Origin of the sequence: Rothia sp. P13129 (assembly GCF_048512865.1) — a bacterium.
Taxonomy (GTDB): Bacteria; Actinomycetota; Actinomycetes; order Actinomycetales; family Micrococcaceae; genus Rothia.
This window is the reverse complement of sequence record NZ_JBLXYA010000010.1, coordinates 24,410-48,455: the sequence shown is the minus strand read 5'-3', so window position 1 is coordinate 48,455 and position 24,046 is coordinate 24,410. Positions and strand designations below refer to the sequence as shown.

Below are 24,046 nucleotides of genomic sequence, written 5' to 3'. Positions count from 1 at the left end.
TAGACTAGAGAAAACATTACGCAACAGATATGAAGAAAGTTCTCACCTATGAGTAGTATCTCCGAAGACTTATTTAACCGTTCTCGTGCTGTCATCCCTGGGGGAGTGAACTCACCGGTTCGAGCCTTCAACTCCGTTGGCGGTGTACCCCCCTTTATGGTTGAAGCACAAGGCCCTTATCTGACCGATGCTGATGGCAGAAACTACGTTGATCTTGTGATGAGCTGGGGCCCTGCACTTTTAGGACACCGCGATTCGTCTGTAGTTGAGGCAGTTCACGAAGCTGTAGAGCACGGTTTATCTTTTGGTGCCTCTACCGAAGCCGAAGCTGAACTTGCTGAGCTTGTTATTGAGCGTATCAACGCTGTGATTCCAGGAAGTATTGATCAGATACGTATGGTGTCTACGGGTACCGAAGCAACCATGACGGCTATCCGTCTAGCTCGCGGTTATACCGGACGAGATAAAATCATTAAATTTGCTGGTTGCTATCACGGACATGTTGATGCTTTACTCTCTGAAGCTGGTTCTGGCGTAGCAACCTTAGCAATGCCCGGTTCAGCAGGAGTAACAGCTGCAACAGCAGCTGAAACTATTGTTCTCCCTTATAACGATACCCAAGCAGTTCAACGTGCTTTTGAACAGCACCATGGACAGATCGCGGCTATTATCACCGAAGCAGCACCGTGCAATATGGGTGTGGTAACACCCGAGGCCGGATTCAACCGGTTCTTACACGATACTGCCCATGAGAATGGTGCATTGCTCATTTTTGATGAAGTCTTAACAGGTTTCCGTGTATCTTCTGCCGGCTATTGGGGATACACCACAGAAGATGAGGGAGGCTGGGCTCCCGATATCTTTACCTTCGGAAAAGTTATTGGTGGCGGTATGCCCATTGCCGCATTGGGTGGTAAACGAGAAGTGATGGAGTACCTTGCCCCGTTAGGGCCAGTCTATCAGGCAGGTACGCTCTCTGGTAATCCCATCTCTCTTGCTGCAGGCATCGCAACGCTCAAAGCCGCAACAGAAGACGTCTACCAGACTATTAATCAGCGTAGTGAAGAACTTCAAAAAGCTATCCACTCCTATGGCGGAAAACTTGGTTTAAACTACTCGATTCAACGCGCCGGAAACCTGTTCTCTCTATCATTTGGTACAGCTGAGCACGGCGTACATCATTATGACGATATCAAAGCAAGTGAAACGTTCCGTTATCAGGCATTTTTCCATAGCATGTTGAACTCTGGGGTGTACCTCCCACCAAGTGCTTTCGAAGCATGGTTCTTATCTGCCTCACATAACGACACCGCTATGGACCGTATTCTTTCTGCACTGCCTGAGGCCTTAGAAGAAGCTGCTCAGGCTCAACCCGCATAAATAATACTATTTAGTGTTCTCTTCACTGAAAAAACCTTTGGGGTTGTATCCTCCACATCAGAGGATGCAACCCCAAAGGTTTTTTGATGTTATATAGGTGATAACGTATTCGCCTTACCGTAGATGATAGTCAATATTAAAATGACGAACTTTTTGCAAATCTCGGTTATAGAACCAGTTCTTATCCATGAGGAAACGAGCAAATACAAGCCCCATACCAATGGCGAAGAATAATAACCATACCTCTACCATCCCAACCGCGGCTTCTGCAATATCACCATCGGAGAGGTGAGCCATGGAACGATAGAACGTCACCCCGGGAACCATCGTGACAACCGCTGGGACAGACAACGAAACACGCGAATACTTCCGGTGATATAACGGCGCGATAATTTCAGCAAGAGTCGCTGCCAAAAGAGCACCTGTAAATACTGCCAGTTGCGGGGCCAAACCCACATCAGTAGCAAGGATACGAAGAGGGTTCACCACAGCAGCAATAATTCCTGCCCATAAACAGCTCGTGGGCATTGCCGAGAAAAGCATTGCAAACCCATACGCTGCAATAAAAGACGCCGCAACTCGCAACGAATATAACGTCATAGGCGAAAACTCTAGGGGAACAGCTTTTTGCAGAGGAAGCTCAAACGTAAAAGCAAGAATCCACACCGCAAAAGAAGCACTTGCAAGTAACAACCCCACGTAGGTAAGACGTCCAATAGCCGCCGAAAAATCAAAACGAGCTAAATCTAACATCGCGGTTACCAGCGGGAAACCCGGCACTAAAAACAAGATAGCAGAGATGAAACCTACAAGATGATCAGAAGACGTTAACCCTAAAGCAGTCAGCGCACTAACTGCGCAAATATATGTTCCTGCAGAGAACACTCCACATAAAAACCATATCGCAAGGTGATTAACCTCTTTACTGAGCAGAAAAGAACGTAATAATTGTCCTAGACCTGAACAGAAGAAAACAATACTGCACTCAACAACACCACCATTATTGAGAAAAGCAAATCCCGCACATGCAAAAGCGGCAGCAAGAGAAAGCAACCATTGAGGGTATAGGTGCGGCAATCGTGCAATACGATCAATCTCCTGACCTGCTTCAAAAGGAGAAATCTTTTCAGGGAGGTTCGAGACAAAATCGCTGAGCAAATCAATACGATAAGCGCTAATACCCATCGCCCTCTGCTCACCAATTTCGGTACGAAAATTACCAGCAGCATAAGCAGTTGTGGTGAGCTCCGTAAACGTCACCTGCGAATGATGTTCCTCTAAACCTACAGCTCTTGCCAGACGTGCCATTGAAGTTTTCACACGGAAAGCACTAGCCCCCGACTTCAACATAAGCAAACCAAGCTTCATCACCACAGCAGACTGCGATACAAGATATTGATGTTGGCGTCGTGAAGAACCTAGATAGATACTATTAGTGGGCGGCTCTGCAGAGAGATTCTCAGACATCATGCACCTTAGAAAATATATTGAGTAAAAATATTTATGAAAACGCTCCGCACAAGAACGAACTAACCATGGCGTATAGGCCACGAACCATCAATGACTTGATTCTTACCTTGACGCTTGAGATATTCTTGAAACTCCGCAGCCTGCTCTTGCGCCCACAGAATCTGCTGCTGATGTAAGAACCTCGCATCTTGGGCAAGGTCGGGGAAAGAAGCTGCCATAGCCGTGAGCAGGCGTTCTGCTGCTATCGCATCATCCTTAGATGTATGAGCATTCTCTAAGTTCACACCATATTCTTCGCTGAGTACCTCTAGAGTACGTTTGCCTCGTTTAAACTGATGAAAATGCTTATTCAAAACATAAGGATCTAGCACCGGCTCACACATCAACTCTGGGTACCCATACCGTTGCAGTTCATAATGCAATACCGAAAAATCATAGGCAGCGTTGAAAGCAATAACGGGGATACCATCATGAAAGAGAGAACCCAGAGCAGACGCCACCTGAAACACGACGGTAGAAGCATCCTGTCCATGTTCTTGCGCATATTCAGTGCTAATACCGTGAACTGCTGAAGCCTCTGCTGGGATATCAATACCAGGGTTCGCTAACCACTCTCCAGCGCGAATAACCTGTCCATCTGCCCCCACCAAAACCAAAGAAGCCGTCACAATACGTGCCGTACGAGGATCAACCCCCGTCGTTTCTAAATCAAAAGTTGCCCGAGGATTATCTAGCCAAGAAGTCATACTCCACACTATATCGCTTTTTCGATAAGCCCAATAACCCCACCCCATGTATCAGAGACTTACCGCTATCAAATGTGATAACACTCCTTCCACCCAAGACATATCGCAGAGCATCGACATCTTTTAAACCTCTGAGATACATCGTTCCCCCTATAACATAAAAATCGTTAAACTTATGGGGGAGAGGCTAATTACTAAAACCTCGATAAACAACGCAAGAAGGAACCCAAACGATGAGCAACACACCACGGATCATTCTTGGTGCAGCAGGAACGGGCAAAACCACCCAACTCCTTGAACACGCCCAAAACTACCTTGACTCTGGTGCCGAAGCTGATGGCATGATGTTCCTAACGCCCTCCCGTACCAGTGCTACAAGAATGAGAGAACTCATCGCCAACCACACTCAACGAACCCTCTCAACCGTACCAACTCGCGCATGGCAGTCCTATGCTTTCGACATCTTACGACGCGCCCAAATCCAAGGCCTACTACCGGGGGTAGAACTATCACCCAAACTTATCTCAGGGCCAGAACAAGACGTCATCATCTCAGAACTGCTCCAAGGACACACACAAGGTTACGGAAAAATAATTATTTGGCCCCAAGAGCTTAAAGAGGCCGTACACACTGAAGGATTCCGCCACGAAATACGCGACTTCTTCGACCGCATTGCAGAATACGCTATCGACACACAAGACATCGAAAACTATGCCCAACAGCTCAATATCCATACATGGGCTCTAATCGCTCAACTATATAAGGAATACCAACAGATTCGTCGTCTACGGATGCCCAATGCCTTCGACCCCGCAACCCTCATCCATGAAGCTCAACAGGTTCTGACCCGCAACCCAACCTTTCTCGCAGAAGAACGCGAACGTTTCAAACTCTTACTCATCGACGATTTCCAAGAGGCAACACCCTCCATCTACCGTCTACTCGAAACACTCTGTTCACCTGAAACCTCACCAGCTCCAGCACCCCAAACAGTTATCGCTTTATGCACCGATACTGTGGTTCAAGGTTTCCGTGGCGCTCGCCCCGATAAAGCAAAAGAGCTTCCTCGTATCCTCGGCGACTATGAGACCCTATCTCTCAATCTCTCCCATAGGATGCCCAAAGATATTGTTTGTGCCTATTCCACCGTCACAGAACGTATTCCGCCGGTTGCCCACATGCGCTACGACCGTCAACCACAATGCGCACTAGCTACCGAGCCTACCGCAACAGCGGAAGAAACCTCTCAACAAGAACCTGCTGTGGATGGGTATCTTGTTCAGAACGTTCAACAAGAAAATCGACTGTTAGCACAGATGATTCTTGAAAAACACCTATATGAGAACGTCCCCTATCACCAATGCGCCATTATTGTGCGCAACACCGGCGCAATAGCACGTATTGAACGTACCCTCATGAGCCACGGCATCCCTGTATCGAGCGCTCGCACCCTTAACGTGCTGAGTCAAGAACCTGCAGTACGCCCCTTCCTTGACGCATTAGCTATAGCGATACACCTATACGAACAAGAGCAGGACCTCAACAGTGATGCCCACCCTGTTAGTGAGTCTGGAATATCTACGGATATTATCTTGTCGTTATTACAGTCTCGCCTAGGTGGCGCTACCGCAATGGACGTGCGTCGCCTACGACAACAGTTACGCGCTGAAGAACTAAAATCTGGTGGAACACGCCCCAGCGATGAGCTGCTCCTTGAAGCGCTCTACCAACGTCCTCATATCGCTGCTAGGGGAGCAGACCGTGCCGTACACCGTATCCACCATGTGCTCTCTGCCGGTGTCAAAGCACTCTCACAAGAAGGAGCAACAGCTGAAAGCGTTCTGTGGGCGTTATGGGAGTCTTCAGAACTTGCCCACACTTGGCGTCAAGAATCATTAAACGGTGAAGGATTGAACGCGCAACGTGCTCACCGAGATTTAGATGCCATGCTTGGTCTTTTCGAGGCTGCCTCACGTTATACCGAGCAGATGCCTGGTGCGAGTGCCTTCCAATTCTTGAACTACATGATGGCTCAAGACATTCCGATGGACACACTGACCCGAACAACACGCGTACAAGGGCACGTTGAAATATTGACTCCAGCTTTAGCTGCAGGACGTGAATGGGACTACGTTTACATTGCAGGATTACAAGAAGGTATCTGGCCGAACACTACTGTGCGCGGTTCTCTACTTGAGACGCATAAACTCACCGATATTCTTGATATCGGGTTAGACGCTGCACGACACATAACTCCCACTGATCGTGTGCGACAAACCCGTCACGATGAACTACGCATGTTTGCCACTGCGCTCTCACGAGCGAAGAAACAGGTTCGGTGTACAGCAGTGATGTCTGAAGACGAATTTCCTAGTGAGTTTTTTGACCTTGTTGTTCCAGGCTCTCATGAGGGACGAACAACTACTGAGGTTCGACGTCCGATGACTCTTCGTGCGCTGGCGGCAGAGTTACGTCAATGGGCAGAACAATATGAGCAAAGCCCCGAACCCGCTCACCACGCGATACAGATTCTTCGCAAGTTCAACGACCTAGGACAAACACGCGGGTATATTGTGCCCGGTGCCTCACCTGATAGCTGGTGGGGGCTGAGCCCTCTCTCCTCTCAAGGCAGTGCCTTTGGAGAAGAGGCACCTATTCCGATGTCACCTTCACGACTAGAGACGGTGCACCGTTCCCCGCTGGAATGGTTCGTTTCCGAATCACGTGCAGAAGCTGCTACCGATGCTTCACGTTCTTTAGGAAACGTTGTACACGAACTTGCAGAACAGTACCCTCACGGGCCAGGTTATGTTTTGGAAGAACAACTTGCTCAGACCTTCCAAAAAATGAATCTTCCTGATACCTGGGAAACTCAAAAAATCTATGAACGAGCACAAAAGATGGTACGAAAATTTGCCTCCTATGTGGCTGAGCTATCCCAGCATCAGCGGGAATTGAGTAATGTTGAAGGCAGTTTTAAAGTTTTTGTTCCAGGAAAAACACGTGACGCGTTATTGGTCGGCAGAATTGACCGTTTAGAGAAAAATCAAGAAACTGGACGCTACGCCATCATCGATTTGAAAACGGGGAGAACTGCGCCCTCTCAGAAAGAGAAAATACCTCGTCACCCACAACTTGCAGCTTACCAAGTTGCTTTAGAAGCTGGTATCGGTGAAAAACTTGCTCAGGGGGAAGACTCACCCGAAGCGAGATTTAGCGGGCTTACATCACGCTCTGGCGGTGCCTTCCTCATACAGTTAGGTACCGACACGAAAACTTACCGTGAACAGCAACAAGAGCCTCTCACAGAAGAAGATTTATGGGCAGTAGAGCTCATTCAACAAGCAGCAGAGCTTATCGCTCAAGAATATTTTCAGGCACGCCATACTTCAGCCCAAGCTAGTGGCTACGGTATCCAATGCAAACTTCCCGAAATCTGCCCGTTATGTGCTCGTGGTAGACAAGTGACACAATAACGAAAAGAGACGATAAACATGACGGAAAAAACTCAAGAAGACTTCAGCCCAGAAAAAATAGCCAAACTGCTTGGCAAACCAGCGCCCACCCCTGAGCAGTCTGAAATTATTCGCTCAGATTTACGCCCTTGTCTCGTTATTGCGGGTGCAGGCTCTGGGAAGACCGCGACCATGGTCGATAGAGTTATCTGGCTCGTTGCGAACCAAAAAGTGAGGCCAGAAGAAATTTTGGGAGTGACCTTCACCCGAAAAGCTGCTGGAGAGCTTCGTGAACGTATGCGTATCGCGCTGAATCAGCTACGTCATCAAGGCATCATCAAAAGAACAGATCAAGACGAAGAAATCACCGACCCTGTTGTCTCAACCTACCATTCATATGCGAAGAGTCTTGTCTCTGACTATGGTCTACGCCTTGGCATAGAACAAGATGCACAGCTCTTAGGTCAAGCTCAAAGTTGGCAGCTGATGGCACAGATTGTGGAGCACCTCCAACCAGAGATTGCTTTAGAAGACCTCATGTCTAAAAGCACCATCATTAAAGATGCGCTGACTCTTGCCAGTGAATGTTCTGAACATCTTGTCACACCTGAACGTCTACAACAATGGTGTGAGGACGAAGAACAAAAAGTACGCAATATCAGCGGAAACAGAATCTCTAGTGAACAAAGAAATCTTTTAAAACGTCTTCAACAGCGTCGTTTTTATGCTGGCATCATCCAAGAATACCGCAATGTTAAAAAACGTATGCAAGTGATGGATTACGGGGACCTTGTCTCTTTAGCTGCGCGTATTGCAAAAGAATTTCCAATGGTGTCAAAAACTGAACAAGAACGCTATAAAGTTGTTCTCTTAGACGAGTTTCAAGACACCTCCCACGCTCAAATGCAACTTTTCTCAGATCTTTTTGGGCATAGGGCAGACCCCCAACACGAACATGCTGTGATGGCCGTGGGCGACCCGAAACAGTCCATTTATGGTTTCCGTGGGGCTTCTGACGGCCAGCTCTATAACTTCTACCAGTACTTTCCAACAGCCAACAAAGACACAAAATTCTTAACAATAGCGTGGCGTAATGATGTTTCGATTCTTACCTGCGCTAATACCCTCGCAACACCTTTATCAAAACCTGCAGATTGGTCGAGAGCAAAACCTCTGGGCAAACCTATTCCTCATCTTCAGCCACGTCCAACCGCAGAAGCGGGAAAAGTTCTCCTCGGTGGCTACAACTCAACCGAAGAAGAAGCCCAAGCTATCGCCCAAAAAATCTATGAAGAACGCCACAAACCAGAATATTCTGCGCTCAACGGCAGCATGCCAACGATGGCAATTCTGTGCAAAAAACGGGCAATGATGGAACCCATCCGCAAAGAACTTGAAGCGTTGTCTATCCCATATCAGGTGGTGGGTCTTGGTGGTCTGCTAGATACCCCAGAAGTCGTCGAAATGGTCTGCTACTTGAGGGTACTCTCTGACCCTGGGCGTTCTGACGCGCTCATGCGCATCCTCAGCGGTGCACGCTGGCGTCTAGGCACCCACGACCTCTTAGCGTTAGGGGACTGGGCACGGCATCTAGCACGCCGTCGTGAACACGCCATCAAAGAAGGCATCCGAGAAAAACTGACCTCGGACGAGACTCACTCACCTGCCGGCAGTGAAGGAGACGAACGCCCCCTCAACACTGTTGAATCAATACTTTCTCGAGCATGCCTTGATAACACCGATGACGCTTCACTAATTGAAGCCATCGAAACGTTGCCTCCAGCAGAATGGGTATCTGCTCAAGGCCGTCAGCTGAGTACAGAAGGACTTAACCGCCTACAACGCTGCGCCGAAGAACTAACAGAGCTCCGTCAATACATGAACGAAGACCTCACCACACTTCTATACGAGATAGAACAGAAAATACTGTTAGACATTGAGTTAGCTGTCAAACCAGATACCAGCTCTCACCATGCACGGCGTAACCTCGACGCTTTCTACGAGTCGGCGGCAAACTATATGCTCACCGCACCGCGCCTTTGGGCAAGTCTTCGAGCAACACAAGAACAACCTCACAACTCCGAGAAAGAATCACCATCAACCTCACAAAAAATTTCACTCTATGCTGGGCTCAGTGGCACCAGCATGGTGAGCGGATTTTTAGCATGGTTAGAAGCCGCAGCCCAAGAAGAATCTGGACTAGAGATGATGGTTGATCCTCCTAGCAGAGAAGCCGTACAACTCTTGACAGTCCATGCCTCTAAAGGACTCGAATGGGACCACGTATATATTCCAGGACTATGTGAAGGGGACTTCCCCATCACAAAAGACCAACGCTGGACACAATGCTCCGACTCACTCCCTACTCCGCTACGTGGAGACAACGACTTTATGCCACCGTGGATTAGCGCATGTGAAAATACCAAAGAGCTCAAAGAATCACTAGAGATTTATCAAGAGCAAACTCTCGAACACACCACGACTGAAGAACGTCGCCTCGCCTATGTGGGGGTAACACGCGCTCGCTCACTACTCATGCTGACTCATGCGGTATGGAAAGGCAGTAACAAAACTAAAAATAAGGTATCTACCTTCTGGGAAGAGTTGTACAGACTGACCGAAGGGCACTCTGGTGGGGCAGAAGATTTTGCTTTTGAGGTTCTTTCTACAAGTAGTGTTCCTGAAGAACAAAAAACAAACCCACAATCAGAGAAAATTTTAAGCGCATTATGGCCGTTTGACCCCATCGACGGACCTGTGACATGTAGCTGGGATTCTTTAGAAGAGCTCGAAGAAACTCCCGAACCAAAAATACGAGAACTACACCAACATACAAAACCATCACGCCGCCAACGGGTAGAGCATGCTGCCCAAGAAATAACGAACTCTATAGAAGAACACTCGTCGCTTGAAGCATCTGATAGTGAAAACCCGCTTATCCGCCAATGGGGCGAAGAAAGTAAGCTACTTTTATCGCTTCTGCAACGTCAAGAGGAAGAAGACCCTCTTGGCATCCCTCAACACCTGAACACGTCAACGGTTGTGTCTCTCATTGACGATCCGCAGAAGGTCCTTGACAATACTTTGCGCCCAATACCGCAGCGGCCGACTATCTCAGCGCGCCAAGGAAATCTTTTCCACTCATGGATTGAAAATTATTATGAGAAACCGGCGACCTTAGAATTTGATGAGGAATACGCGGAAGAAGAGAATGACGAAATTATTCATTTTGAGAAGTTCACACAAAACTTCCTTGCAAGCCCTTGGGCGAACACTAAACCGTGGGCTGTAGAGTACCCTTTTGAAACTCCTTTAGCAGGTACTTCTGTCAGGGGTAGAATCGACGCAATTTTTAGGCATGAACAACCTGACGGTAGCGTACGCTGGGAATTAGTAGACTGGAAGACAGGGCGAGTTCCGACTACAAAACAGCTCGCACATCTTAACTATCAGCTTGCTGTATACCGTATTGCTTTCTCTCGACTTCACAATATTAATCTTGAGGACATCGATACAGCATTCTGCTATGTTTCGACAGGAGACATTATCCGCCCAGAAAAACTAGCAACCGAAGATGAGCTAGAAAAAATTATCCGTGAGAAATGGAATAGAACCATCAACTAACGTTCTATCTCTCATAAGAAACTGTGGGGTGCATACCACCGATGGTATGCACCCCACAGCTTGTATCAGAACTTTTATTGCGGTGGTGCAATCTTAAGAAGACGCAACTCGCCAGAGGCAAGAAGCGAATCCTCAAGTTCGCGAAGAAGCTCTAACGCCTGCTGGAACATCTCCTCATCTTCACGCTCTACAGCTCGTAGAAGCCATTGTGCTAACGCAAACTCTGCATAAAGATGGGCTCGTAAAGATAACGCAGAATCTGGAAGCTGCGGCATCTGCTCAATATATACATTGAGAACTTCTTCAGAGAACCGTTGGTCTTCACACCCTAAAAGCCATGAAAAGTCAAGAGCCGGATCACCAACACACACTTCAGACCAGCCGGTTACTGCGGTGACTTTTTTCTGGTCTAACACAAGATTATCTTCGTTCAAATCGCCGTGAATCACACGCGGTCTAAACGACCACATCGCATCATCATTAATTTGTTCACGCCACCGTTGAATGAGCAAAGGCGAAATCTTATTGAGAGCCTCAACTCTATCCAACTCTGCACGACGGCGTTCTCGTATCTGCTCCGCCGAATACACCGGAAGATTTGCGTCCTCAATAATCGTCTCAGGCATCACATGAATAGTGGCAATGAGACGACCTAAAGCGGTCGCTAAGTTTTCGGTATCTTCTTTTGCATGAGAAGAAATCTCTGCCAACTCATCAATATCGTGCGGAGAACCGGGGATATGAGTATAAATGAATGTTTGCATACCGTTAACAAGAACCGACCCGACGATGGTTGGTACAAGAAACGGTAAACGTGCCCTGAGCCCTGCTGAAAAAGATTGTAAGATGACATGCTCAGCTTCAAGACGAACGCTTGCCTCGGGATTCTTCGGCGAACGCACACGCCAGCGCTTACCCGCAGAATCGATAATAATAGCTGAATCAAAGTCTGTCGTATCGTCGGCAGAAGGTAACGCCGCAACAGGATACAAACCTGGTACGCCAGCAGAAACAATAGCAGCAAGTTGAAGGGGAGTAACAGTCACATCACAAGAGTACAAGAGAAATGCCAACACCTCGAACGAACATCGCCAGATACTCTAAAATAGTGACATCTTTTATACGAAAACTCTATAAAACTATCAGCTATGCCACAGCGAAGAATGACAACAGCGCTTCTTCACAGTAGCTACTGTCAAAACACTGAACTACACTGGAACACAGAACCCACCATCCAATAACGATAAAACGCACAGGAGCCCGATGTCTTTTCTCCCCTTTTCTGCAGAATCGACAGCTAGCACCCCTCAACACGTACTATACGGTGCTCCTGATTCCCAAAAAATTCTTGAAAACCTCGATCCCGAACAACGTCGAGTCGGTAGCGAACTTGACGGACCCATGTGCGTATTAGCTGGCGCTGGAACAGGTAAAACCCGAGCCATCACCCACCGTATCGCATATGGTATAGCTATTGGACGGTACGTACCTCAACGCGTTCTTGCGCTGACCTTCACCGCACGAGCCGCTGACGAAATGCGTATTCGTCTCCGTGCATTAGGCGCTGACGGTGTTCAAGCACGAACCTTTCACTCTGCGGCTTTACGACAGCTCCGGTACTTCTGGCCAAGAGCTGTTGGCGGAACCGAACCAACCCTTATCAGCCATAAAGCACCCCTCATTAGCGAAGCTGCACAACGCCTTCGACTTAGCACCGATAAGGCAGCTTTAAGAGATTTCGCCTCAGAAATTGAGTGGGCAAAAGTCAACTTACATACTCCTGATACTCTCAGCACCGTAATAAGAGGACGCTCTCTACCTGCCGGATTAGACGAACAAACAATGGTGCGTCTCTTCCGTGCCTATGAAGAACTCAAAGATGAACGCAACATCATTGACTTTGAAGATGTTCTTCTCCTCACCATTGGAATCCTCGAAGACGACCCATCCATTGCTGCAGAAGTACATAAACAATACCGGCACTTTATCGTCGATGAATATCAGGACGTTTCACCTTTACAACAGCGCTTACTAGATGCTTGGCTGGGAGACAGAGACGACCTCTGCGTTGTGGGCGATGCTTCACAGACCATCTACACTTTTACCGGAGCAACCAGCCGATATCTTCTAGAATTTCGTAACAAATACCCCCATGCAAACATTGTTAAACTGGTACGTGACTACCGTTCAACACCACAAGTAGTTCATCTTGCCAACTCTTTGCTTAAAACTCGACGGGCCCTCCCCGACGCAACGCCTGGGCGGTGGGCAGAACCTCTAGAACTCATCTCACATAAACCACGAGGACCAGAGCCACAATGGTTTGGATACAACGACGACGAAGAAGAAGCACAAGGCATCGCTGAAGATGTTCAAGACCTCATCACCAAAGACGGGATTGCCCCCTCTGAGATTGCGGTGCTTTTCAGAACAAACTCACAATCTGCAACTATTGAACAAGCCTTCAACGATGCGGGGGTACCCTATCAATTACGCGGAGCCGAACAGTTCTTCTCTCGTCCAGAAGTAAAAAATGCCTACGTACAACTACGTTCAGCAGCAAGCTCTGCTGAAAGTGGATCTGTTATGCAGAACGTCTCCGATATTTTGTATTCTCTAGGATATACACCTAAAGCACCCAGCTCTTCGGGTGCTGTACGTCAAAAATGGGAATCACTGGCAGCACTTGTTTCTATGGCTGAACGTATGGAACGTGAACGTCATAAAGCTCAAGAACAGAACCCCGATTTACCTGATTTAACTTTGCAAGAATTTGTTGGACGCCTACACCAACGAATGGAACACCAAGACGCCCCCATCCTCAACGGTGTAACTCTGGCATCCTTACACTCTGCAAAGGGACTGGAATGGGAGGCTGTATTCTTAGCTGGAATGAATGAGGGGCTTATGCCTATTAGCTATGCCCAAGATGCAGACGACATTGATGAAGAACGCCGTCTGTTATACGTGGGTATTACACGTGCTAAAAGCTACTTGACGTTGAGCTGGTCTCGTTCACGAACACCGGGCGGACGAGGAAATAGACGCCGTTCACGGTTCCTAGCGCCGATTGCTCCCGTCCCTGAATAGGGGAGTATTAGAAGAAACATAAAATTTTATACTGTTTGATTATCTAGTACCTCTAAAATCTGTTTAGCAATAGCATTAATAACTGGAACTGCTACAGAATTACCGAATTGCTTGTAAGCTTGTGTATCACTGACAGGAATAATAAATTCTTCTGGGAATCCTTGAAGTCTACTAGCTTCTCGAGGAGTTAATTTACGAGGATTTTTACCATCTTGTTTGATTAATATTTCACTACCGTCTTTATAATATCGAGCAGAGATAGTATTCGTATAAGGGCTATTTTCATCAAATAACGAGCAGCCGAACCCATTGCCGTTTTCCTTGTGTTTAGCTTTTCGCCTTTGGTGCCCTTGCCATAACTTGTCAGATATGGTGTATTTATCTGATACATTATCTTCTAAGATTTTGCCAAGACGTGTTTCAATAAATAAAGGAGTTGGAAATCTAAAATCATTAAAGTTACCAATTTGTTCTTTATCGAACCCTACAATATAAATGCGTTCACGATTTTGTGGAAGGCCAAAATCTTTAGCTTTAAATAGAGTGCTATAAACTCCATAACCTAGATTACATAGAGTGTTCTCTATAGTCTGAAAGGTGCGACCCTTATCATGGCCTTTTAAGTTTTTAACGTTCTCGAGAAGGAAAGCTTTGGGTCGTTTTTCTTTGATAATGCGGGCAACTTCAAAGAATAATGTTCCCCTAGTATCTTCAAATCCAAGTTTTTTTCCTGCTTGGCTAAAAGCCTGACACGGGAAACCTCCTACTAAGATGTCATGGGAAGGAATAGAGTCTCCGGCAATTTTAGTGATATCGCCAAAGGGTGCTTCGCCATAGTTGGCTTTGTAGGTTTTTGCTGCAAATTTATCTATTTCGCTGCTAAAAATAGATTTGGTACGGCCTGTAAGTTGGAATCCTAAACGAGTGCCACCTATCCCCGCAAAAAGGTCAATCATGGTGTAGTCAGCGGCAGGAGGGTTTTGAAAAGGAATTTCTTCTGGGAAGTTGAGTATGTGGTCTAACTCTATACTGGAAGGTTTACACTCACCGTTTTCCCATCGCCTGATTGTCCTGTCTCCGAATTTAGGCAGACCTATAGCGTCTGCCAGTTCTTTTTGTGTCATATTGAGGCGAGACCGCTTACTCTTTATGAGAGCGGAAGGGTCATTATCTAAGTTGTTTTTTTCTAGTAGCATAGATTTCATGGGATAGTTCTCTAGTGGCTCAGTCTGATGATTGGGTGAATATTAGGGCAAAGTGTCCTCTTTCTGACACAATATTATCAAAAAATCTGGATATGTGAAGTGAGAAGTTAAGTGGAATTAGAACTCTATAAAATTTTTGTAAAAACTCAAAGGAAAAAGTATTTTAAAGAAGATATGCCTTATGACTTGGTGTACAGGAATTTTGAAAAATTAGGGTTAACCAATCAGTCTGTAGAATATTTTTTAAAAAATGCTAGTTCTGTAATTGAAAAACTTAGAAGTAACTCTTGGGATGAGTTTCAAGAAAAGGAACAAGAATTTACTTCAAAAATGCTGTCCTCCCTCTACTCTAGAGACGACATTAAAGGTATGGACGCTAGTGAAGCAATTTCTTGGTTTGTAGATAAATTTCCTATGCATATTTATAGTCTTAATCTTTCCAATACACAAAGTCGTAGAAGTAGGGCAGGGAAAGAATTTGAGGCAATTATAGAATTGATTCTAATTGGTGCTGATATTCCAATGGATAGTCAAGGAAATATTGGCAAAAAATTCTTCGAGGATAAAGATCTAGGAAAAATGGTTGATATTGTATCACCTGGTTCTAGCGAATATTCTATTTATAAACGTGATACTGTTTTGATTAGTGCTAAAACAACGTTAAGGGAGCGTTGGCAAGAAGTGCCTGAAGAAATGGGTAGAACGGGTGCTAGAGAAATGTTTTTAGTTACTTTGGACGAATCTATTAGCCAAGAAGTAATAGAGACATTAGATGAGGCTAATATTCAAGTTGTAACTACAAGGTCGGTAAAAGAAACAAACTATAATACTAATAACAATGTAATCACGTTTGAACGCCTTTTAGATATTTTGAAAGAAACCGCTAGTAAATGGGATGACTATAACTATCCACAGGATGTTATAAGGCAAAATAAAATAAATCTTGAGAAACAATTAAAAAGCCATCATAATCATAGTTTCGTGGAAGAATATTATAATCGCCGGATTGAAAAATTCTCAATATAATATAGGGGGGGCAACGTGTATGTTGCCCCCCTATATTATTGGTGAGTTTTGTGCGTAATAAATATAATTCCTATTTCTCACTTACTGCAAGGTGCACCCGAATATGTAATAGATCAGGTCATTCACCATGAGCTATGCCATTTTGTAGAGCCTAATCATAGTCCTGCTTTCCGGATGCTAGAACGCCGTTACCCCCACTATGAGAAGGCAACGGCGTTCTTATCAGGAATAATCTTCGCTACGAGAAATGAATAATCATTTTACCTATGGATAAATCCGCTAATTTTGTGGCTTATCGTCATCTTCAGAGGTATCTTCTGGTTGGTCGTACCCTCCAGAAAGTAGCTTCTCTAAAGCAGCATCAAACTCATCTTCGCTGGCGGTCACTAATGCCGTACGAGATGCGTATGCTTCTGGGTTATCTAGCTCTTCTAAGGTGGGGAGCATCTCTGGTGCTTCCCATAACTGGTCTCGTGCTTCTAAACCGTGTTCTTGGGTGTAGTGACGCCAAAATTGTGCGGCTTCTCTATTCTTCCGCGGGTGTAGTTCAAGACCTAGAAGGGCTGCAAAAATATGTTCTGTTGGCCCACCTACTGCATGGCGACGGTTCATGACCTCAGCTAGCTGAGAAGACATCGGAAGGTTCTTCGTGGCATCTTCTGCGACGACGGTAACCCAACCCTCGACCAGCGCTAAGAGCATTTCTAAACGTTCTAGAGCAAGTTTTTGGTCTTCTGTGTTTTGAGGAGTGAAGATATTGCTTGAGAACGCAATTTGTAAGGCTTCTTGATCCATAATGTCAATCTGCTCTGCTTCTTGTTGCATGCGTTCAATATCAACGTGGATACCGCGGGCATAACGTTTAATCAAAGCGACAATATCTTCGCGAAGCCACTTGGCTGCTTTATACAATCTGGTGAGTGCAACTTCGCGTACAGCAAGATAAATCATGACTTCTTGCGGTGGAATCTCTAACCCATCGCCAAAGTCTTTAATAGCTGACGGCAGTAATGCTGAACGTCCTTCTGCCATGGGCAGACCAACATCTGTTGAGGAGACGACTTCTTGAGCAAGTCTGCCGATGGCTTGTCCAGCTTGGATGCCGAACATCATGCCACCAACACCAGAGAGAATATTCGTTTGCCCGCCGAGAAGATGTTTGATTTCTTCAGGGAGCTGTTCTGACATTGACTGGTTCATTGCTTCAGAAAGGCTGGTGGCAATAGGGCCAGCAATTTCTTGGAAAATATCAAAGGTGTTATTGACGTAGTCAGCTTTAGACCATGATTCTGTGGGGTACCCTGTAGGGCTAAAAGCGGTTGCGGGGTCGACCCATAGTTGAGCAAGCTGAATCGCGTCTGCTACCGCAGACTCCTGAGCCGTTGTGAGCTTTGGATCTTCCCCTTGAGAGACGGCTTGATGAGCGTGACTTTTAGCTAGTTCCCAGTTGACAGGTTCGTCTGTTGAGGCCCCGGCAGACATTGATGTGAGTCCTGAGAAGACTGCCGCAATTTGTGCGGGGTCGATGGGAATCCCCATATTTTTCATCTGTTCAGGGTCAAGGGGCCATTCTGCTGGGTTGCCTTGTGCTCCTGGAAAACCATTTTCTGAGAGTTTTTTGAAGAACTCTTCAAAAGGGTTAGAGCCGTCGTCAGATGGCATTCCCCACGGGTTATTGTTTGAAGTCATCATCATCTCCCAAAAATGAGTTAGTACGGGTTCAATCTCTACTGCATACTACGTTACCTAAGGAATATCGGTGGTGCGATGTTTTTAGGGGGTTAGATATCAAAGCGAGACATAATTCTATGCTAACTCAAAGACAACTGACTCTCTGCTGAGAATCAGTGAATCTTTGCGTCATATCACTGTTGGTAGGAAGAATACGGGTACTCTAGAACAATGCAGTTCCGAGAAAAAATGTTTTCCTTCGCTTCTTTTTCTTCTCATAAGAGGTCACGCCGTGATTCTGTTCAGAGTCTATGTGCGTTCTCCACGATTGGACTTGCTTTCTTGGGGCTATGGGTTCCTGTCAATTTTGTGACGGAAGAGCCTGGCCCCACCTTTAACACTATTGGTTCATATAAAGATCAACAACTTATCAGTATTGAGGGCGAAAAAACATACCCTGTAACGGGTGCTCTAGATATGACAACTGTGTCTGTTGCTGGTGGACCTAACACTGATATTTCTGCAGTACATGTATTATCGACGTGGCTGATGCCAGATACTTTAGTTCTCCCTAGTGACTTGGTCTATCCTCATACGCTCACTCGTGAAGAAGTGACTGAACAAAATACTGTTGATATGGCAAATTCTCAAGAGGTTGCGCAGGCTGCAGCACTCAAATATTTGGGGAAGCCGTTTAAAGAAAAGATGACGGTAGCTCGACTGACTAAAGATAATCCCAATAGTGACCTTATTAAACCTGGTGATGTTCTCATCTCTTTAAATGGTCAGAAGATTGAGCATTATGAGCAGATTGCTGAGATTTTGTCGAGAACAGGTGATAAGACTCTTGATGCTGTTATCGAAAGAGAAGGGAAAGAAGAACATCTTTCTCTTAAACCTAGCTATGACGAAAAAAAGCAAAAATATATTCTGGGGTTATTTCTTGGTGCAACTTATGAATTCCCTTTTAAAGTGAATTATGGGTTAGAAGAAGTTGGCGGGCCTAGCGCCGGCATGATGTTTGCTTTAGGAATTATTGACGAACTAACGGAGAAGAATCTGACCGGTGGAAAACATTTTGCTGGTACCGGAACAATCGACGCTCAAGGTCATGTTGGAGAAATTGGTGGTATCGCACAAAAGATGGTAGGTGCTCGTCAGAGTGGAGCAACAACGTTTATCGCACCCGAAAAAAATTGTGGTGAAGTAATCGGTCATATCCCTGACGGTCTATCTGTTGTTGCTGTATCAACTCTAGATGAAGCAGTACATGCAGTGGAAGGCATCGCGGCGGGAAAACCTGCAGATAGTTTTAGACAATGTACCGATTCATAAGATTTTAGCCTTTGTCGTTAAACAATAGGTGGTGTGCCCTAACAAGAATGTTGGAGCACACCACCTATTGTTTATGTAGAACTCTTCTCAGAGGCATCTAGCGGTTTAGAAGAATCCTCCACCTCGACGGCGTGAAGAACGTTTGGTTCCAAAGATAGAACGTACCAGCTCACGGCCTAGAGTAGAGACGATATTAGTGCCGATACGCATTGCTGCGTCGTTACGTTTTTGGCGTTCACGTTCTTCTGCCCGCGCAATACGCTCAGCTTCTTTGGCCCGTTCTTTTTCAAGCTTTTCTTGTTCTTTAGCTAAACGTTCAGCTTCTTTTTGCTGTTCTGCACTAAGCGTTTGCTCTTCTTGCTTCTGCTGAGTTTCAGTAAGTTTTTCGTATGCAGAATAAGAATCCACGACGGTTGCGTAACGGTCGTTCAATGAGCTTGCCGCAACTACTGAGCTGATAGCTTCGGGGGCAGGAGCCATGAGTGATTCTGGCGCAAAAATCTTAGTCTTTGCAACCGGTGAGGGTGCACCTTTTTCGCTCATGACCGTGACCAAGGCTTCGCCAATTCCTGCACTCGTGAGTGCTTCTTCCATATCGTAGGCAGACTTTGGGAAAGTCCGTGCGGTAGCCGTCAATGCTTTCTGATCATCTGGGGTAAATGCACGTAGAGCATGTTGCACGCGGTTGGCTAACTGACCTAGTACTTCTGCGGGGAGGTCTTTAGGTGTTTGAGTAATGAAGAAGAGACCTACACCCTTGGAACGAATGAGTCGAACCGTTTGAGTAATAGCTTCTTTAAACGCTTTAGAGGCACCATTAAAGAGTAGGTGCGCTTCGTCAAGGAAGAAGACAAGTTTTGGTTTCTCTACATCGCCAACTTCGGGCAACTCTGAGAACAAGTCTGCAAGGAGCCACATTAAGAAAGTGGAGAATAGTTTAGGATTAGCCTGCACATCTGCTAATTCCAAGATGCTGATGACACCGCGCCCGTCTGCTGCGGTGCGTAGGAATTCTTGAGGTTCGAACTCTGGTTCGCCAAAGAACTTTTCCATTCCTTCAGCTTCTAACGTGACTAATTCACGAAGAATGACACCAGCTGTTGCACTGGAGATGCCGCCGATACCAGATAGTTCTGCTTTGCCTTCGGGGGAGGACAGAAACTGAATCACTGCACGAAGGTCAGCAAGGTTATATAGTTCTAGGTTCTTCTGGTCTGCGTAATGGAAAATTAGCTGTAGTGCAGACTCTTGAGTGGAGTTAAGGTCCATAACACGCGAAAGCAGAATCGGGCCAAAGGACTCAACGGTAGCTCGGATAGGGACACCAATACCTTCGCCACCGAGTGTGAAGAATTCTGTGGGGAATGATTTTGCTTCCCATTGTTGGCCCAGAGATGCCGAACGTGCAGCTAACTTTTCACTATTTTCTCCCGGCGCCGCTAAACCAGAGAGGTCACCTTTCATGTCAGCAAGGAATACTGGCACGCCCTGCGCGCTGAGCTGCTCTGCAAGAACCTGTAGAGTCTTAGTCTTTCCAGTACCTGTGGCACCGGCAACGAGACCGTGCCGGTTCATCATAGATAGGGGGAGTGAGACTTTTGCTTCTGGGTCGGGCACGCCGTCGCAGGTTGCTACGCCTAAGGGGATGGTTTTCCCTTCAAAGGAATATCCATTTTTAATTGCTTCAAGCTGTTGTGCATCATTAGACATGGCTTCAGTATAACGGGATTAACCACCATATATAACACATCTATTCAGCGTATTTTCAGGTTAGAGGTAAAACCTGTCATCACGGGATGTTCTCGTACCAAAGGCCCTTGTTATTTGGCACAATAGATACATACCTTTGAGCTTGTCTGCTGATAGCAAGAAAAGCTCCTATGACCGGCGAACTGAATTCGCGACGCAACCATCATCGAGGAAGATGTGAGTACCGGACCTACCTCTCAAAAACCCCGTCCTGCACAACGTAGCAATAGCACACTTGTTATAACAGCAACCATTATTGCTGTTCTCATTGCCCTATTCGTTGCAGGCACCCAAATCTATACGGACGTACTGTGGTATAACCAGCTTGGTTATCTTGGAGTGTTCATCACCGAAAACGTTTATAAGATAGCTATTTTCGGTGTAGCTGCCCTTATCGCAGGAGTTTGCTTGTGGGCAAGCATGTTTTATGCTTTCTCGCACGGTGAACCACCTAAAATGCCGCGTCCTCAAAGACCACGCCCCACAACAGAAAACTCTGGAAACAACCCAGACCCCTTCGCTGAGATCCAAGATTTGTGGGAACAAAGCATGGGACGTTATCGTGACTCCGTTGAGCGTCTACGAAAACTGATTCTCATTGTTGTTCCCCTCGTTGGAGCTATCATCGTTGGTAGCGGAATGAGTGCACAATGGGACACCATCGCACTGTTCTTTAACGGGGTTGGATTCTCTCAAGAAGACCCAGAATTTGGTAAAGACCTCGGTTTCTTTGTCTTTTCTCTTCCTTTTTGGAAATTACTCGTCGACTTCTTGAGCACTATCGTGATTTTCTCTGCCATTGCTGGAGGAGCCGTACACTACTTCTACGGTGGTATTAAAGTTCTCGATAAAGGTATCGAAACAACCAAAGCTTTCCGCATTCAAGCTGCCGTTATCGCCTGCTTGTATCTTCTGTTACGCGGGGCAAAAATCTGGTTAGAACGTTATATCTCAACCCAAACCACTAGCGGAAAATGGGTGGGTGCGATGTTCACTGACGTCAATGCCATTATCCCTGTGAAAGGCATCCTCGCGATTGCAACGTTGCTTGTTGCGGTACTTTTTGCCATTACTGTTGTTACTCAACGTTGGCGTATTCCTCTTGTAGGAACCGCCGTTTTGGTGATTGCTTCGTTACTTGCAGGCAACTTATATCCCACCATTATTCAGCGTTTTCAGGTGCGCCCTAACGAACAAGCATCTGAAACTCCTTATATCCAGCGCAATATTGATGCAACACGGGCTGCATACGGTTTAGACAACATCAAAGTTGAAAGCTATGACGCAACCACTGCAACAAATGCTGGTGCACTTACAGGGGAATCTGCAACAGTTTCTAATATCCGCCTTCTGGATCCTAACGTTGTTTCTAGTGCTTTTGCTCAGTTGCAGCAGTTCCGCCCGTACTATCGTTTTGAGCCAACGCTTTCTGTCGATCGATATACGATTGATGGAAAAGTGCAAGACACTGTACTTGCTGCACGTGAGCTGAATCCTCGTCAAACTGAAGGTTCTTCGTGGATTAACCGTCACGTGGTGTATACCCACGGGTATGGGGTAATCGCTGCATACGGTAACCAAGTAGAAGCTGATGGAAAGCCCAAATTTATGCAGGGCGGTATCCAAGCTCAAGGTGAAATTAGCGATACTTATGAGCCACGTATCTACTTTGGTATGAGCTCTCCTGAATATTCCATCGTTGGCGGTTCTCAAAATGATGAGCCTTTGGAACTAGACCGCCCACAAAGTTCAGATGATTCTGGAAACGCAGACGCTAAATACACTTTTAGTGGTAATGGTGGACCTAATATCGGTAACTTCTTTAACCGTTTGTCCTATGCGATTAAACATCAGTCCTCCGATATTTTGCTCTCGGACGCTATCCGCCCTGAGTCTCAGATTCTCTATGACCGTAAACCAACTGAACGTGTTAAAAAGGTTGCACCGTATCTGACGGTGGATGGAAACCCTTATCCTGTGATTGTTAACAATCAGGTGCTATGGGTTATTGACGCATATACGACAAGCGACCAGTACCCGTATTCTCAGGCAGAAGAGCTGCAACGAGCCACCACTGACTCTGAGACAGAATCTGGTGCTACTGCAGCTTTGCCTCAGAAGAAAGTGAATTACATCCGTAACTCCGTAAAAGCTACAGTCAATGCCTACGATGGTTCTGTTACCTTATATGCGTGGGATGACCAAGACCCAGTGCTTAAAGCATGGCAGGGAGTGTTCCCTCAGACGGTCAAACCTTATAGCGAGATGAGTGCAGACCTCATGGCTCATATGCGTTACCCTCAGGACCTGTTTAAGGTTCAGCGTGAAATTCTCAATAAATATCACGTGACGAATGCTGGTAGCTTCTACGCTGAAGACGATGTGTGGTCTATTCCTAACGACCCAACAGTTAAAGCTGCTCGTCCATTGCCTCCGTACTATCTGTCTTTGCAGATGCCTGGTGAAAAGGATGCTTCTTTCTCTCTTACCAGTAGCTTCATCCCTCAGCAGTCGGACTCTAACACCCGTAACGTGATGTATGGGTTCCTTGCTGCCAACGGTGATGCCGGAACTGGTAAGGATGGTGTGAAGAGTGAAGAATACGGCAAACTCACTCTTCTGGAGTTACCTCGTTCTTCTGTTGTTCCTGGCCCTGGTCAGGCGCAGAACGTGTTCAACTCTGATACTGAAGTATCAACTGAGCTGAATCTGCTACGGCAGGGTGCTTCATCCGTTATTAACGGCAACTTGCTGACTCTACCTGTGGGTGACGGTATCTTATATGTTCAGCCAGTTTATGTGGAGTCTTCTGGGGATGCGGCGTATCCGACGTTGCGTCGTGTGTTGGTAGGTTTCGGCGAGAAGGTAGGATTTGCTCCTACTCTCGATGAAGCGTTGAATGAACTCTTTGACGGATCTTCTGGTGCCCAGACTGCTGCAGACGCTGGTGTTGATCCTTCGAAGGTTGACTCTGACACAGCAGAGGGAAGCTCATCCGGCGAGTCAAAAACTTTAGCGGATGCTCTTCAACGTGCAAATCAGGCACTTAAAGATTCTGATGCTGCACGACAGAAAGGTGATTGGTCTGCATATGGTGAAGCTCAGAAGAAGCTTGACCAAGCAATTAAAGACGCGTTGAAAGCTGATGGGGTAGAAGTGGAGCAATCTGCTGATAAGCCCACTGATAGCTAACAGGCGTTTTGAAAACAGCGTTGAATCGTTCTATAAGGTTGTGACGTTGTTTTGCTCAGGGGTTGGTTGTTGTTCTTGAACGAGAGTTAACAACCAACCCCTG

The 24,046-nt window shown here is 46.3% G+C and carries 14 protein-coding genes and 1 pseudogene; 9 read left to right on the top strand and 6 right to left on the bottom strand.

Annotated features, from left to right (window positions below):
• Positions 1–48 precede the first annotated feature (48 nt).
• Entirely contained in the window at positions 49–1,380 is a 1,332-nt protein-coding gene (gene hemL / locus ACN081_RS07455) for a glutamate-1-semialdehyde 2,1-aminomutase (RefSeq protein ID WP_419107412.1), read from the top strand.
• Between the two features lie 114 nt (positions 1,381–1,494).
• Here hemL and ACN081_RS07450 read toward each other — a convergent pair whose 3' ends face one another.
• Together ACN081_RS07450 and ACN081_RS07445 are read right to left on the bottom strand one after the other, a co-directional pair.
• A complete protein-coding gene (locus tag ACN081_RS07450; protein ID WP_419107411.1) occupies positions 1,495–2,850 on the bottom strand; it encodes a threonine/serine ThrE exporter family protein in 1,356 nt (451 codons plus the stop codon).
• 59 nt (positions 2,851–2,909) lie between these two features.
• A complete protein-coding gene (locus ACN081_RS07445) occupies positions 2,910–3,596 on the bottom strand; it encodes a 3'-5' exonuclease (protein ID WP_419103553.1) in 687 nt (228 codons plus the stop codon).
• Between the two features lie 227 nt (positions 3,597–3,823).
• On the opposite strand from ACN081_RS07445, the pseudogene ACN081_RS07440 reads away from it, so the two are divergent.
• The 3 genes and pseudogenes from ACN081_RS07440 to ACN081_RS07430 all read left to right on the top strand — a co-directional run.
• Positions 3,824–4,633 (top strand): annotated as a pseudogene (locus ACN081_RS07440) (UvrD-helicase domain-containing protein); the annotation flags it as partial.
• A 78-nt stretch (positions 4,634–4,711) separates the two neighbouring features.
• Positions 4,712–7,072: a PD-(D/E)XK nuclease family protein gene (locus ACN081_RS07435; protein ID WP_419107429.1), complete on the top strand. Its 2,361-nt coding sequence runs from the start codon at positions 4,712–4,714 to the stop codon at positions 7,070–7,072.
• An 18-nt stretch (positions 7,073–7,090) separates the two neighbouring features.
• On the top strand, positions 7,091–10,675 hold the full coding sequence (locus ACN081_RS07430; protein WP_419107410.1) for an ATP-dependent helicase: 3,585 nt from the start codon (positions 7,091–7,093) through the stop codon (positions 10,673–10,675).
• 74 nt (positions 10,676–10,749) lie between these two features.
• Here the strand turns inward: ACN081_RS07430 and ACN081_RS07425 are convergent, their stop codons facing one another.
• A complete protein-coding gene (locus ACN081_RS07425; protein WP_419107409.1) occupies positions 10,750–11,721 on the bottom strand; it encodes a phosphotransferase in 972 nt (323 codons plus the stop codon).
• 217 nt (positions 11,722–11,938) lie between these two features.
• Between ACN081_RS07425 and ACN081_RS07420 the strand changes: the two genes are divergently transcribed.
• On the top strand, positions 11,939–13,765 hold the full coding sequence (locus tag ACN081_RS07420; RefSeq protein WP_419107408.1) for an ATP-dependent helicase: 1,827 nt from the start codon (positions 11,939–11,941) through the stop codon (positions 13,763–13,765).
• Positions 13,766–13,791: 26 nt separating this feature from the next.
• Here the strand turns inward: ACN081_RS07420 and dcm are convergent, their stop codons facing one another.
• Complete coding sequence (gene dcm / locus ACN081_RS07415) at positions 13,792–14,970, bottom strand: DNA (cytosine-5-)-methyltransferase (protein ID WP_419107407.1); 1,179 nt, start codon at positions 14,968–14,970, stop codon at positions 13,792–13,794.
• Between the two features lie 111 nt (positions 14,971–15,081).
• Between dcm and ACN081_RS07410 the strand changes: the two genes are divergently transcribed.
• A complete protein-coding gene (locus ACN081_RS07410) occupies positions 15,082–15,996 on the top strand; it encodes a type II restriction endonuclease (protein WP_419107406.1) in 915 nt (304 codons plus the stop codon).
• Between the two features lie 48 nt (positions 15,997–16,044).
• Complete coding sequence (locus tag ACN081_RS07405; RefSeq protein ID WP_419107405.1) at positions 16,045–16,251, top strand: M48 family metallopeptidase; 207 nt, start codon at positions 16,045–16,047, stop codon at positions 16,249–16,251.
• A 24-nt stretch (positions 16,252–16,275) separates the two neighbouring features.
• Here the strand turns inward: ACN081_RS07405 and ACN081_RS07400 are convergent, their stop codons facing one another.
• Positions 16,276–17,685 carry a zinc-dependent metalloprotease gene (locus tag ACN081_RS07400; protein ID WP_419107404.1) on the bottom strand — a complete coding sequence of 470 codons (1,410 nt, stop codon included), beginning with the start codon at positions 17,683–17,685 and terminating at the stop codon, positions 16,276–16,278.
• A 213-nt stretch (positions 17,686–17,898) separates the two neighbouring features.
• Here ACN081_RS07400 and ACN081_RS07395 point away from each other — a divergent pair, with 213 nt between their 5' ends.
• Complete coding sequence (locus ACN081_RS07395; RefSeq protein WP_419107403.1) at positions 17,899–19,002, top strand: PDZ domain-containing protein; 1,104 nt, start codon at positions 17,899–17,901, stop codon at positions 19,000–19,002.
• Positions 19,003–19,107: 105 nt separating this feature from the next.
• Here ACN081_RS07395 and ACN081_RS07390 read toward each other — a convergent pair whose 3' ends face one another.
• Complete coding sequence (locus ACN081_RS07390; RefSeq protein WP_419107402.1) at positions 19,108–20,712, bottom strand: helicase HerA-like domain-containing protein; 1,605 nt, start codon at positions 20,710–20,712, stop codon at positions 19,108–19,110.
• 216 nt (positions 20,713–20,928) lie between these two features.
• Between ACN081_RS07390 and ACN081_RS07385 the strand changes: the two genes are divergently transcribed.
• Positions 20,929–23,943: a UPF0182 family protein gene (locus ACN081_RS07385; RefSeq protein WP_419107401.1), complete on the top strand. Its 3,015-nt coding sequence runs from the start codon at positions 20,929–20,931 to the stop codon at positions 23,941–23,943.
• Positions 23,944–24,046: the final 103 nt, after the last annotated feature.

Bases quoted from the DNA above. Each gene is read 5' to 3' on its own strand.
- hemL (WP_419107412.1), top strand. From the start codon at position 49: ATGAGTAGTATCTCCGAAGACTTATTTAACCGTTCTCGTGCTGTCATC.
- ACN081_RS07450 (WP_419107411.1), bottom strand. From the start codon at position 2,850: ATGATGTCTGAGAATCTCTCTGCAGAGCCGCCCACTAATAGTATCTAT.
- ACN081_RS07445 (WP_419103553.1), bottom strand. From the start codon at position 3,596: ATGACTTCTTGGCTAGATAATCCTCGGGCAACTTTTGATTTAGAAACG.
- ACN081_RS07435 (WP_419107429.1), top strand. From the start codon at position 4,712: ATGCCCAAAGATATTGTTTGTGCCTATTCCACCGTCACAGAACGTATT.
- ACN081_RS07430 (WP_419107410.1), top strand. From the start codon at position 7,091: ATGACGGAAAAAACTCAAGAAGACTTCAGCCCAGAAAAAATAGCCAAA.
- ACN081_RS07420 (WP_419107408.1), top strand. From the start codon at position 11,939: ATGTCTTTTCTCCCCTTTTCTGCAGAATCGACAGCTAGCACCCCTCAA.
- dcm (WP_419107407.1), bottom strand. From the start codon at position 14,970: ATGAAATCTATGCTACTAGAAAAAAACAACTTAGATAATGACCCTTCC.
- ACN081_RS07400 (WP_419107404.1), bottom strand. From the start codon at position 17,685: ATGACTTCAAACAATAACCCGTGGGGAATGCCATCTGACGACGGCTCT.
- ACN081_RS07395 (WP_419107403.1), top strand. From the start codon at position 17,899: ATGCAGTTCCGAGAAAAAATGTTTTCCTTCGCTTCTTTTTCTTCTCAT.
- ACN081_RS07390 (WP_419107402.1), bottom strand. From the start codon at position 20,712: ATGTCTAATGATGCACAACAGCTTGAAGCAATTAAAAATGGATATTCC.